General features: G+C 64.0%; 10 protein-coding genes and 2 pseudogenes. 4 read left to right on the top strand and 8 right to left on the bottom strand.

Translation table 11 applies throughout. The annotated features are described in order from the left end of the window. Positions 1 to 3 precede the first annotated feature (3 nt). Entirely contained in the window at positions 4 to 543 is a 540-nt protein-coding gene (locus tag PSEMO_RS08670) for an RrF2 family transcriptional regulator (protein WP_075802701.1), read from the top strand. Positions 544 to 669: 126 nt separating this feature from the next. On the opposite strand, the gene PSEMO_RS08675 is transcribed toward PSEMO_RS08670, so the two are convergent. Continuing rightward, positions 670 to 1,353, bottom strand: a complete 684-nt coding sequence (locus PSEMO_RS08675; RefSeq protein WP_075802702.1) for a TraX family protein — start codon at positions 1,351 to 1,353, stop codon at positions 670 to 672. Further along, entirely contained in the window at positions 1,353 to 2,168 is an 816-nt protein-coding gene (locus PSEMO_RS08680) for an AraC family transcriptional regulator (RefSeq protein ID WP_086937209.1), read from the bottom strand. Before PSEMO_RS08680 ends, PSEMO_RS08675 begins: the two co-directional genes overlap by 1 nt. An 85-nt stretch (positions 2,169 to 2,253) precedes the next feature. Between PSEMO_RS08680 and PSEMO_RS08685 the strand changes: the two genes are divergently transcribed. Continuing rightward, complete coding sequence (locus PSEMO_RS08685) at positions 2,254 to 3,144, top strand: DMT family transporter (protein ID WP_075802704.1); 891 nt, start codon at positions 2,254 to 2,256, stop codon at positions 3,142 to 3,144. Between the two features lie 108 nt (positions 3,145 to 3,252). On the opposite strand, the gene PSEMO_RS08690 is transcribed toward PSEMO_RS08685, so the two are convergent. Further along, positions 3,253 to 5,376 carry a TonB-dependent receptor family protein gene (locus tag PSEMO_RS08690; protein ID WP_075802705.1) on the bottom strand — a complete coding sequence of 708 codons (2,124 nt, stop codon included), beginning with the start codon at positions 5,374 to 5,376 and terminating at the stop codon, positions 3,253 to 3,255. Positions 5,377 to 5,509: 133 nt separating this feature from the next. Here PSEMO_RS08690 and PSEMO_RS08695 point away from each other — a divergent pair, with 133 nt between their 5' ends. Next, positions 5,510 to 6,700 (top strand): MFS transporter, encoded by a 1,191-nt coding sequence (locus tag PSEMO_RS08695; RefSeq protein WP_075802706.1) that lies wholly within the window; start codon positions 5,510 to 5,512, stop codon positions 6,698 to 6,700. On the opposite strand, the gene PSEMO_RS08700 is transcribed toward PSEMO_RS08695, so the two are convergent. The 5 genes and pseudogenes from PSEMO_RS08700 to PSEMO_RS08715 all read right to left on the bottom strand — a co-directional run bounded on the left by PSEMO_RS08700 (position 6,697) and on the right by PSEMO_RS08715 (position 10,847). Further along, entirely contained in the window at positions 6,697 to 6,996 is a 300-nt protein-coding gene (locus PSEMO_RS08700; RefSeq protein ID WP_256721053.1) for a hypothetical protein, read from the bottom strand. The two genes, PSEMO_RS08695 and PSEMO_RS08700, sit on opposite strands and share 4 nt — an antisense overlap. A 190-nt stretch (positions 6,997 to 7,186) precedes the next feature. Then, a complete protein-coding gene (locus PSEMO_RS34180; RefSeq protein WP_372239104.1) occupies positions 7,187 to 7,966 on the bottom strand; it encodes a methyl-accepting chemotaxis protein in 780 nt (259 codons plus the stop codon). 75 nt (positions 7,967 to 8,041) lie between these two features. Next, positions 8,042 to 9,127: pseudogene (locus tag PSEMO_RS34185) on the bottom strand (cache domain-containing protein); the annotation flags it as partial. A gap of 121 nt (positions 9,128 to 9,248) precedes the next feature. Next, positions 9,249 to 9,587 carry a Rieske (2Fe-2S) protein gene (locus PSEMO_RS08710; RefSeq protein ID WP_081430219.1) on the bottom strand — a complete coding sequence of 113 codons (339 nt, stop codon included), beginning with the start codon at positions 9,585 to 9,587 and terminating at the stop codon, positions 9,249 to 9,251. A gap of 135 nt (positions 9,588 to 9,722) precedes the next feature. After that, positions 9,723 to 10,847: an FAD-dependent oxidoreductase gene (locus tag PSEMO_RS08715; protein ID WP_075802710.1), complete on the bottom strand. Its 1,125-nt coding sequence runs from the start codon at positions 10,845 to 10,847 to the stop codon at positions 9,723 to 9,725. Between the two features lie 144 nt (positions 10,848 to 10,991). Here PSEMO_RS08715 and PSEMO_RS08720 point away from each other — a divergent pair. Beyond that, positions 10,992 to 11,915 (top strand): annotated as a pseudogene (locus PSEMO_RS08720) (LysR family transcriptional regulator).

The following is an 11,915-nucleotide window of genomic DNA, read 5'->3' on the forward strand; positions in this document are numbered from 1 at the left end:
CAGATGTCGTTGTACAGCGCGGGGGTCGAATACGGCATTCATTGCCTGATATTCCTGGTGGGGGACGGCGGTGAAAGCCGTGACGCCAGCGTGCGCGACCTGGCCGAATTGCAGGGCGTGCCCCAGGATTACCTGGCGAAGATCTTCACCAAGCTGGCCAAGGCGAAACTGGTCGCGGCCACCGAGGGCGTGCGCGGCGGTTTTCGCCTGGCGCGGCCGGCGGATGAAATCACCCTGCTGGATATCGTCACGGCCATCGACGGGCAGAAGCTGATCTTCGACTGCCGCGAGATTCGTGGGCGTTGTGCGCTGTTCGAAGGCGAGCCACCGGGCTGGGCCATCGAGGGGCCGTGTGCCGTGCATGCGGCGATGATCACTGCGCAGAAGCGCATGGAAGAGGCGCTGGCCCAGCAGACCGTGCTGGACCTGGCGCGAAGGGTCGGGCGCAAGGCGCCGGCGGGGTTCGGGGCGCAGGTGGATGACTGGATGGGGGGACGGCGGGAAAAGAAGGCGGCTGGAGACATTCCCCTCACTGAAGTCTGATCAAGAATCCAAAGAGCGACCGAGGACCCTGTGGGAGCTGGCTTGCCAGCGATTGCAATAGTGAGTTCACCATAGCTATCGCTGGCAAGCCAGCTCCCACAGGGTCCTCGGTCGCTCTTTCGGTATCTACAGGAGGCTGAAGAGTTTGATTGCAGCCAAGTGCACCGGATAGAACCACCATCCCCAGCGCCCCACCGGCAGCACCCGGCCAGGCCATTCCCGGCGTAACAGTTCCAGCCCAACAAACACCGCCATGAACGCAGTCCCCGCCACCATCACCGACACCGGCGCCAGCGGATGCTCGAACAGCCAGCTATTGGTGAAATTCCCCGCCATCGCCAGAAACCCCGCCAGCCAGGCAAAACGCCCGTCCTTCAAAGCCATCAGCAACGCCGCCGGCAGCAACACGCCGGGCAAACCGTACATCAGCCATTCGCTCGCCAACGTCGCCGTGATTGCCGCCAAGAACGCCATGGCCGCCGTGGCGCGAGTACGCAGATGCACACCCCAGGCGATAAGCAGCCCGAGGCCCAGGGTCGGCATCACATTCAGGGTCATCGAGCCGTTATCGAGCCAGCGATAAGGCACTTCGGACAGCAGGGAAAACCCGACGAACCACCCAAGATACCGCCACCTGACCACCGCCGAACGCGCCACATTGGCCGCCAGCGCCAGGCAAAAAAACGGAAATGCCAGCCGCCCCGTGACAAACAGCCAGTCCTGCTCCGGCCACAGATACCTCAGGTGATCGCCGATCATGGTGACGATCGCCAGCCACTTGAGCAGATCGAGGGACGCCGAGCGGGCCATCAGCGCGAGCGGAACGCGGCGGGTGTCACCCCGACGACTTTCTTGAACGCCCGGGCCATATGGCTCTGGTCGAAGAAGCCGCAGGCCACCGCCGCCTCGGCCAGATCCATACCGGTGCGCAACAGCGCCTGCACCCGCGCCACGCGCTTCTGGATCTGGTAGCTGTGCGGCGCCACCCCGACCTCGCGCTTGAACACCCGGATCAGGTAGAGCGGGTCCATCCCCGCCTCCAGGCCGAGGGTTTCCAGGGACAGGTTGTGCTCCGCCTCGCTGTCCAGGCGGCTGCGGATACGCCGTACCGCATCACGCTCCGGGCGAGCGGAGCGGGCCAGCTCATGCCCGTGCTGTTCGAACAACCCGGCAAGCATCTCCACCAGCAGCGTCTCGCGCTCCAGCGGCAAGCGCGACTCGGCAATGGCTTGATGGGTCAGCAACAGGCGCCGGGCGAACCGCGGATCATCGGTCATCGGCTGGCGAAACAGATGCACATGCTGACTGCCGTAGCGCCCTTGCAGCACCAGGTCGTTCAGCCAGCACGGATCGACGTAGAGCATGCGATAGACCCAACCGGCATTGTCCACTGGCACGCCATCATGGATTTCCCCCGGGCTGAGGGTCACCACCGTGCCAGCGCCGCCGAAGTGATGAGCGCCCCGGTAATAGAGCTTCTCGACCCCCTGGGTGATCACCCCGAAGGCATAGCGGTCGTGGCTGTGCCGGCCGAAATGCTGCTGGCTGTAGCGCGCGCTGAGCAGTTCGCAGCCACCTTCGGGGATGCGCAGGAACTGCGAGAAGTCCTTCTCTTGTGGCGTCATGGGTTGTCCAGTTTCGTCCAATCGTTGTGCCGACGGGCTTGATAGGTTCTGTGTTCCTACGCAAACCTGCAAGCGATGCAACGACATGCACACTCGAAAAGCCCTGCTCGAACTCACCCTTGGCGGCCTGATGCTCAGCCTCTCCGCCCTGGCCGTAGCCTTTGCCGATATCGGCGCAGGCGGTGCCGGTTTCTACCGGATGCTGTTCGCCTCGGTCCTGTTCTACCTCAGCCTGAAATGGCGGCGGATCCCGGTGCGCCTGCCGTCGGCGGCTGCGGTGCGCCTCACCGCGCTGGCCGGCCTGTTCCTGGCCATCGACCTGATTCTCTGGCACCACAGCATCTACATCGTCGGCCCCGGTATCGGCTCGATCCTGACCAACTGCCAGGTGTTCTTCATGACGTTGCTCGGCCTGTGGCTGCTCAAGGAAAAACCGTCGCTGAATTTCAGCCTGGCCATCGGCCTGGCGTTCTTCGGTCTGTACCTGCTGCTGGCGCCGGAAATGAGCAGCGAAGTCGGCGTGCGCGGCGTGCTGTTCGGGATTGCCTCGGGGCTGGCCTATGCGGTCTGTGTCTACTACCTCAAGGCCGCCAGCCAGTTGCCCTGTGGCGGCGGCGACAAGCTCGCGCAGATGCTCAACCTGAGCCTGTGGGCCGGGCTGGTGATGCTCGGCTATGCGCTGCTGCGTGGGGAAAGCCTGGCCATCGGCGACGGGAAAACCCTGCTGATGCTGGTGATCTACGGGGTGATGGTGCAGTTCGTCGGCTGGCTGCTGGTCAATCGCTCGATCGGGCAGATCAGCCTGGGGCTGGCGGGGTTGATCCTGCTGCTGGAGCCGGTGATTACCTATTTCGTCGATGTGACGTTCCTGGGCAAATCGAGCTCGGCAGTGCAGATCGGCGGGGCGTTGCTGACGGTGGTGGCGGTGTATATCGGGTCGTTGCGGCCGCCTGAAAAGGTATGTGTCACGCAGTGACCTTACTGGCCTCATCGCTGGCAAGCCAGCTCCCACAGGTTCGGCAGCGACGCGGACACTGTGGGAGCTGGCTTGCCAGCGATGAGGCCATCAGCAACAACCCATCAGCTAGAAGCGGTACTCCACTCCAGCCCCCGCATACCACGACCGCCCCGGCGCCGCCTCGTAATAACGGCCATTGCCGTCACCCACGATCACCGACCCCACATACTGCCGGTCCAGCAGGTTGTCCAGGCGCACCATCTCGTACAGCGTGAAGTGATCGAGCTGCTGCTCCATCCGCGCCCGCCAGTTGAACACCGCATAACCCGGCGCGGCCTGCTGCTGGTTGCTGTCCTCGACATACACCTCGCTGCGGTACTGCCCTTCCAGCGCCGTGCTCAGCCCGGCCACCGGCTTCCACACCAGCTCACCGAACAGACTGGTTTTCGGCACACCCGGCAGGCGGTTGCCCTTGTCGATCTGGCCGACCTTGTCCCGGTAGGTCGCATCGAGCCAGGTGTAGGCCAGGTTCAGCTCCCACTGTTCGGCCAACTGATGCTGCAACCCGACTTCCAGGCCACGACGCAGGGTCTTGCCGGCGTTGTAGTAACTGGTGCGCCCAGAGTTGGAACCAGCCACCACGATCTCGTCCTCGGTGTGGATCTCGAACACCGCCACGTTCAAGCGGCTGCGCTCGTCGAGGCGGGCTTTCAGCCCGATCTCGTATTGCGTGCTGGTGGCCGGCTTGAGCCCGAAGTTGAAACTCTCGCTGCCCCCCGGTGCATAGGCCATCTCCGCCTGGGTCGGGGTTTCGAAGGCCTTGCCGGCGCTGATATAACCATGCAGGTCCGGGGTGAACGCGTACATGACCGAGAGGCTCGGCGTAGTTCGCGAGTACTTTTTCGAACCACTGGAATCGCCATTGGACAGGTAGTGGTCATCCACTTCCATCTCCATGCTGCTACGGCGCAGCCCGGCGTCGAAGGTCCAGCGTTCCAGTTCCCAACGGGCCTGGATATAGGGATCGAGACTGGTGGCGGTATCGATCTCGTCGCGGCGCAGCTCACCCTTCACGCCGAGCACGTTGCCGCTGTAGTTCTGGTAGCCACGGCGGTCGTCACGGCTCTGGTCGTAGTCGGCACCGACCGTCACGGTCAAGGCACCCGGCGCCGCGCTGATCGGTTGGATCCAGCGCAAGGTACCGCCATGGAACTCACGGTCGAAATCCACCACGCCGCCACCGCGTTCGTTGGCCGGATTAGGGACGTTGTTGCCGATGGTCCTGGGAATCGACAGGTACTGGATCACGCTGCGCTGCCCGGCATAGGCATTGAACTGCAAGGTCGCCTCGCCGAAATCACGCTCGTAGTTCAGGCCGACCTGCTGGTGATGGATGCTCTTGCGCGTGTTGTATTCCTCGGCCCGCGAACTGACCGAGCGCGGGTCGTGCTGGTAGGCATCCCAGCTCTGCCCCAGCGGGTCCTGGGTGCCGTTCTGCTCAAGCGTATTGAAGATCAGCGCCATCCGGCTGTCGTCATCCGGCCGGAAATGCACCTTGGCGAACGTCTGGTCACGCCGCGCCGAACTGTGGTCGCGATAACCGTCGGTGTCCATGCGCGAGGCATCCAGCACGAAGCCGGCCTGGTCATTGCCGCCCTGGCTGTACAGGTGGTTCTTGAGGAAGCCGTCGCTGCCGAACAACGTGCTCGCGCCAATGGTCGCCGAGCCACTGCCGTCCTTGCTGAACATCTGGATCACCCCGCCGGCATTGCTGCCGTAGAGCGCCGAGGCCGGGCCGCGCAGCACTTCGATACGCTCGGCCACGTCCAGGTTCAGCGACGCCGCCTGGCCCTGGCCGTCCGGGGTGCTGGCAGGAATCCCGTCGCTGAGCACCTTGATCCCGCGAATGCCGAACGCCGCGCGGGCGCCGTAGCCACGGGTGGACACCTGCAGGTCCTGGGCATAGTTCTGGCGGTTCTGCACCACCACGCCGGGTACGCGGCCCAGGGCTTCGGAGAGGTTGACCCCGGCCTGGCCATCGCTGATCTGCTCACGGCTGACGATATCCAGGGAGGCCGGGACATCGAAGGTCGAGGACGGGACGTAGGTGCCCGTCACGGCCAAGGGTTCAAGGGTGATGCCCGGCTCGTCGGCCATGGCCGCCGTGGTGCCGGCAAGGCAAATAAGACAAAGGGACGCCGGGGTGCCGCAGGACAGGAAACGGCGGCGGCGGAGGAACGGAACAAACATAGGAAGTCTAAAAAACCTGGCAAAGCCCACGCGAATCGGTGGCCTGTGAAAACGACTGCGGGTCGACGCTGACGCTCGGGATTGTCTAAGATCGCAACTTTATCGTTTCAGCGTATTTCAGTCGAGGAGTCCCATGTCCATTCAGGAAGCACCGCCGCCACTCGCCGCATCCAAAAGCACCATCGCGAAAATGGAGGCGGCCATGGCGCTGGGCAGCTTCGCCATCGGTACCGGCGAGTTCGCCATCATGGGCCTGATGCCGGATGTCGCCAGCAACCTGCACCTCAGCGAACCCGAGGTGGGTCATGCCATCAGCGCCTATGCCCTGGGCGTGGTGGTGGGTGCGCCGGCCCTGGCGATCCTCGGCGCCAAGTTGCTGCGCAAGCACATGCTGCTGGTGCTGATGGCCCTGTACGCCCTCGGCAACCTGGCCACCGCCTTCGCCCCCTCCTTCGCCAGCCTGGTGGGTTTCCGCTTTATCAGCGGCCTGCCCCATGGCGCCTATTTCGGTATCGCCGCCGTGGTGGCGTCGAGCATGGTGCCGAGCAACCAGCGCGCCGGCGCGGTGGCCCGGGTGATGATGGGCCTGACCCTGGCCATGCTGCTGGGCAACCCCATCGCCACCTGGCTCGGGCAGTTCTTCGGCTGGCGCTCGGCCTTCGTGCTGGTGGGTGCGATTGCCCTGTGCACCATCGCTCTGGTCTGGCGCTTCGTGCCGCAACCCAAGGACGAGCCGCGCAGCGATCCGCGCAAGGAACTCCAGGCCTTCCGCCTGCCCCAGGTGTGGATGGCCCTGGGTATCGCGGCCATCGGCTTTGCCGGGATGTTCTGCGTGTTCAGCTATCTGGCGCCGACCATGCTCGAAGTGACCAGGGTTTCACCGCAGTGGATTCCCTTTGGCCTGGCTGCCTTCGGCGTGGGCGGGATCATCGGCAATATCGCCGGTGGCAAGCTGTTCGACCGTTTGCAGTTCCGCGCCGTAGGGCTGGTGCTGGTGTGGTCGGTCGCGGTGCTGCTGTTCTTCACCTTCGCGGCCCAGGCGCTGTGGTCGATCCTGCTGGGCATCGGCCTGGTCGGGACGATGATCGCCCTCGCCGCGCCATTGCAGATCCGCCTGATGGATATCGCCCATGAAGCGCCGAGCCTGGCCGCGGCGTCGAACCATGCCGCGTTCAACCTGGCCAATGCGCTGGGGCCGTGGTTGGGTGGCATGGCGATCACTGCCGGGCTGGGCTGGACCAGCACCGGGTATATCGGTGCGGCGACAGCGCTGGCGGGGTTGGGGATTTTCCTTATCGCGCGGCGGATGAAGGACGGGCACTAACGCTTGGCGATACGGTTGCGTTCGTGGTGGATGCAACCGTCGTAGTAGGTCTTCTTCACCGACGCCGGTGGCAGGCGACTGCGGCTGGCGTAGGTCTGCTCGGTGATGCCGCGGGCCATCTTCGGCATCCAGCGTTCCGGGTACTTGCGCGTCTTGAGGTTCTCCCGGGCCCGCCACAGGGTGGTCCCGGAGAGTTTCGAATGCTGCGCCGAACGGGCCACTTCCGATCCCCAGCGGCACATCTCGACCTGCTTCCTGTTCAATCCCTTGGCCTGGGCCGATGTCATCACTGTCATCAGCACCAGCGCTGCCACACCTGCATATCCGAATCGCATCTGGAAAAGGTCCCACTGTCCAAGAAGCGAAAAATGCTATGCGAAAACAAAGGGTTGAAAGGGCCATCAGTTTGGATTCTTGTGTAGGGGCTGATGGCCTCATCGCCGGCAACGCCGGCTCCCACAGGTTATGTGAAGGGCACGGGTGCCCTCAGGACTTGAACCGCCCTACCAACTGATGCAGCTCCTGCGACAGCTCCGACAACCGTCCCGAATCCTCCCGCGCCGAGCCGGCAAGCTGTTCCACCACCCGCGCCTCGTCGTAGATCTGCTGGATATGCCGGTTGATCTCCTCGGCGACGCTGTGCTGCTCTTCGGCGGCCGCCGAGATCTGCAGGTTCTGGTCGCGGATTTCATTCACCGACAGCTGGATGCCCTCGAAGCTATCCCGCGCGCTTTCGATGGACGACACGCTGGCCCGGGACAGGTCCAGGCAGCTTTCCATCTTCTCCGAGACTTCCTGGGTCTTGCTGCCCAGGCTGTTGAGCAACTGGTCGATCTCTCCGGTGGAGTCCGAGGTGCGCTTGGCCAGCGCCCGCACCTCGTCCGCGACCACGGCGAAACCACGGCCCTGGTCACCGGCCCGCGCCGCCTCGATGGCCGCGTTGAGCGCCAGCAGGTTGGTCTGCTCGGCAATCCCGCGGATGGTGCCGAGGATCTGGTTGATGCTGCGGCTGCCGGCTTCCAGTTCGAGCATGGCCTGGGACGACTCGACCAGGCGGCTGCCCAGGCGATTGACGTTCTCGGTGGTCTGCTCGATCTGCTGCTTGCCCTCGGCGACACGGCGATGACCGCTCTCCGCCGAATCGGCAGCACTGCTGCAGGAACGCGCCACTTCGTTGGCCGTGGCGACCATCTCGTTGAACGCCGTGGACACCAGCTCCACCGCCTCACGCTGGCGGCCGGCCGCTTCGTTCATGTTGCCGGCCATCTCGCTGTTGGCCCGCGAGGCGTCATGCAGGTTGGTCGACGCCGCGCCGATACGCTGGATCAACTGGCGAATGGCGGCGAGGAACTTGTTGAACCAGCCCGCCAGCTCGGCGGTTTCATCCTTGCCGTGGACGTGCAGGTCCTGGCGCAGGTCGCCCTCACCTTCGGCGATCGACTGCAGGCCGCTGCTGACCTGGCCGATGGGCTTGACGATAACCCGCGAGAACGCCGCCGCGATCACCGCGAACAGCAGGCCCAGGACGATGACGATGCCGGCGGTGAGCCAGGTCATGCGCGTGGCCGTGGCCATCACTTCCTTCTGCTCGATCAGGCCGACGAAGCGCCAGCCCAGGCCAGGGGACGTCCAGACATTGGCCATGTAGCGGGTGCCATCGATTTCCACCTCGGTAGAGCCCTGGGTGGTCGCGGCCAGCTTGGCATAGGGCTCGCCCAGGTCCTTGAGCGGCTTGAAGCTGTGGGCGCTGTCCCGCGGGTCGACGAGGACGATGTCGTTCTCGATCAGCATCACGTAGCCGCTGTCGCCCAGCTTGATGCTCTTGACCAGTTCGGTGAGGTTCTTCAGCGACACGCTGACCACGAACACGCCCTTGGCCTTGCCGGCGTCGTCGAGCATGGCGCGGGCGGTGCCGACCAGGGCCACGTCGTCCTTGTCGTAGTAGTAGGCGGTGGTGCGCACGGTCTTGCCCGGGCTGGCCATGGCCGCCTTGTACCAGGGGCGGGTGCGCGGGTCGTAGTTGGCCAGCTTCGGATCGTCCGGCCACTTGGCGTAGCTGCCGTCTTCCAGGCCGATGGAGAGGATCGCCGCCGCCGGGTGGGTTTCACCGTACTGGGCGAACTGGGCGATGACCTGCTTGGCCGACTCCGGCAGCGGCTGCTGGGCAGCGTCGGGGCCTTCGTAATGTTTCAGGCTGGTTACAGCGGTGTATACAGGATCCTTGGCCATCTGATCGACGTTCTGCAAGGTGCCGTCGAAGAACTGGCGCATATTACCGTCGATCTGGCGAATTTCGCGGGTGCTACTGTCCAGGAACTGGCTGACCGCGTCAGTCCTGGTATTGCTCACGGAGATGATGCCGACCAGGCTGACCGGGAGGATGGCGACAGATATGAAGGCAAGGGCGAGCTTGGTTTTTATTTTCATACGGGGTCACGATCCGGGACAAAGTTGATCCATTGGTCAAGTAATGGCTACTTGCCATCTATTGGTTTTCGGCAGGATCGTAACGAATCTTTAGGGATAGTTTTGTGTACAAGTTATCAATCTAGTGAATCCACAGGTTGAGTTGCTCGTCGCGGTGGATGACCAGGGCCTGGAGGGCCTGTCCCAGGCAGGGGCCGAGCAGGCAGTTGCCGTCGGCGGGATCGAACAGCGCGCCGTGGGCGAAGCAGACGATGTGCTGGCCGTCGCCGGACATGAAGCGGTCCTTGCGGTATTGCATGGCGACGTCGAGGTGGGGGCAGAGGTTGCGGTAGGCCTTGATCTGGCCTTTCCATTTCAAGGCCAGGACGGTATCGCGGCCTTGCTGCCAGGGGTCGAAGCCAAGGGCCTGGCCTTCTTGCAGGTGGTGTTCGTGGCATAACAGAACAGGAACGTTCGACACGCTTGTTTTACTCCACATGATTCATGGCTTTGCACGAACCTGTGGGAGCTGGCTTGCCAGCGATTGCTGCCGGGAATTCACCATAGCTATCGCTGGCAAGCCAGCTCCCACAGGGTAGGCGTCGTGCTCTTGATCTCAGATCGGCTCGGCCGTACGCGCCAGCATCGCCTTGGTCAGCCCGATCCGGTCGAACCCGGCATCCCGGGCCATCTCCCGCTCCCCGGCCATGATCGAGTTCTCGGCGATGTACTTGCAGCGGTCGAAGCGGCGCATCATGAAGCGCTGCAAGCGCGTGCGCAGGTCGCCCTCGCCGAACAGTTCCTCGCTCAGCACCAGCGCATCCTCGATGGCCATCCCCGCGCCCTGCCCCAGGTGCGGCGTGGTGGCATGGGCCGCATCGCCGATCAGGATCACCCGCCCCTTGAACCACGGATCATCGACGAACAGTACCTCCATCGGCTTGTAGACCACCTGGCTGTCATCGGTGATCTGCTCGCGCAACTCGCCCACCAGCCCGCCGATCCCGGCGATGCGGTCGCGCATGGTGGCGGCCAGCTGGTCCTTCTCGAACCAGGGATTGTTCGGCTCGTGGGAGGTGGAGAACATGTACATCAGGTCGTCCGCCAGCGGCACCAGCCCGGCATTGCCTTCGGCGCCGGTGTAGCTGGCCAGGTGGTCGATGGACGGATGCCGCGGGAAGTTGTAGCGCCACACCGCCTGCCCGGTGAAGCGCGGGGTGTAGGTGTCGCCATAGAGCAGGCCGCGAATCTTCGAGTACACGCCGTCGGCACCGACCATCAGGTCGTAGCGGCCGCTGGAGCCGTCGGTGAAGCTGACGTTGAGGTCGAGGGGGAGTTCCTCATAGGACTCGACACTCACCCCGAGGCGCACCCGGGTGCCAAGCTCGATGGCGGTATCGCTGAGCACCTGGTGCAGGGCCAGCCGCGAGATGCCGACGTTGGCCGGATACTGCGGGCCCGCCAAGCGCTGCCCGGGGATGCGCGCCAGGGCCTTGCCCTGCAGGTCGTAGATGCCCACGTCCTCGAAGGCGTAGGCGGCATCGAGGTAGCGGTCGAGCACGCCGAGACGGGCCATTTCCCGGACCACGTTGCTCTGCTGGATGATGCCGACGCCGTACACCGTCCACTCCGACTTGATCTCCACCAGGTCGACTGCCACCCCCTGGCGGCGCAGCGCGATCGCCGCGCACAGGCCGCCGATGCCGCCGCCCACGATCAGTACTCTGTTGATATCGCTCATGCGTGATTCCCTTGTTCTTGTTGTGTGGATCAGCCCTCCGGCGGGAGGCTGGAAGCACAGGCTAGGAACCGGGGAAGAATTTGACTAATCGTTACTGGGGATGCAGGGTATCGCGAAAATAAATACAACAACGAGATGCCTGCCATGCGCTTCAAACACCTGGATCTGAACCTCCTGGTGGCGCTGGATGTCCTGCTCGAAGAGCAGAACATCACCCGAGCCGCCGAACGTCTGCACATGACTCAATCGGCCACCAGCGGGGTACTCGGGCGGTTGCGTACGTACTTCGAGGACGACCTGCTGGTCCAGGTCGGACGCAAGATGATGCTCACGCCGCTGGCCCGCGACCTGGAGATCCCGGTGCGTGAAGTGCTGCTGAAGATCCAGACCTCGATCACCGCCAAGCCGGTGCAGGACATCGCCGAAAGCAAGCGGCATTTCCGCATCATGGCCTCCGACTACCTCATCAGCGTGCTGTTCGCCGAGGTGATCCGCGAGGTCAACCAGCAGGCGCCGCTAATGACCTTCGAACTGATCAGCCCTGGCGAGACGGCCCGGGAAATGCTGATGCGCGGCGAAGTCGACCTGATGATCGCGCCGGACCACTACATCGTGAAGGAGCACCCGTAGCAATTGCTGTTCGAGGAACAGCACGTCTGCGTGGTGTGCCAGGACAACCAGGCAGTGGGCGAGCGCCTGACCCTGGAGCAGTACCTGGAGCTGGGGCATGTCTCGGTGGTGTTCGGACGCAACCGCACGCCGGGGATCGAGGAATGGTTCATGAGCGAGTATGGCTGCAAGCGCCGTCTCGAAGTGATCACCCATGACTTCAACACCCTGCCGCAACTGGTGATCGGCACCCAGCGCGTGGCCACGGTGCATGGCCGCCTGGCCCGGCTGTATGCGCGCAACCTGCCGCTGCGCATCGTCCCGCCGCCGGTGAATCTGCCGGCGATGCAGGAGTACATGAGCTGGCACCGCAGCCTGGACCGGGATCCGGTGCTGGCGTGGTTGCGGGGGAAATTGCTGGAGATGGCGAGTAGGCCGGCTGCGCCGTTGGCGGCTTGA

The organism is Pseudomonas putida (assembly GCF_001941965.1).
Taxonomy (GTDB): domain Bacteria; phylum Pseudomonadota; class Gammaproteobacteria; order Pseudomonadales; family Pseudomonadaceae; genus Aquipseudomonas; species Aquipseudomonas putida_L.

Excerpts from the sequence above, each read along its gene's own strand:
- PSEMO_RS08715 (WP_075802710.1), bottom strand. The coding sequence starts at position 10,847 with ATGAGCGATATCAACAGAGTACTGATCGTGGGCGGCGGCATCGGCGGC.
- PSEMO_RS08700 (WP_256721053.1), bottom strand. The coding sequence starts at position 6,996 with ATGACAGTGATGACATCGGCCCAGGCCAAGGGATTGAACAGGAAGCAG.
- PSEMO_RS08675 (WP_075802702.1), bottom strand. The coding sequence starts at position 1,353 with ATGGCCCGCTCGGCGTCCCTCGATCTGCTCAAGTGGCTGGCGATCGTC.
- PSEMO_RS08695 (WP_075802706.1), top strand. The coding sequence starts at position 5,510 with ATGTCCATTCAGGAAGCACCGCCGCCACTCGCCGCATCCAAAAGCACC.
- PSEMO_RS34180 (WP_372239104.1), bottom strand. The coding sequence starts at position 7,966 with ATGGCCGGCAACATGAACGAAGCGGCCGGCCGCCAGCGTGAGGCGGTG.
- PSEMO_RS08690 (WP_075802705.1), bottom strand. The coding sequence starts at position 5,376 with ATGTTTGTTCCGTTCCTCCGCCGCCGCCGTTTCCTGTCCTGCGGCACC.
- PSEMO_RS08685 (WP_075802704.1), top strand. The coding sequence starts at position 2,254 with ATGCACACTCGAAAAGCCCTGCTCGAACTCACCCTTGGCGGCCTGATG.
- PSEMO_RS08670 (WP_075802701.1), top strand. The coding sequence starts at position 4 with ATGTCGTTGTACAGCGCGGGGGTCGAATACGGCATTCATTGCCTGATA.
- PSEMO_RS08680 (WP_086937209.1), bottom strand. The coding sequence starts at position 2,168 with ATGACGCCACAAGAGAAGGACTTCTCGCAGTTCCTGCGCATCCCCGAA.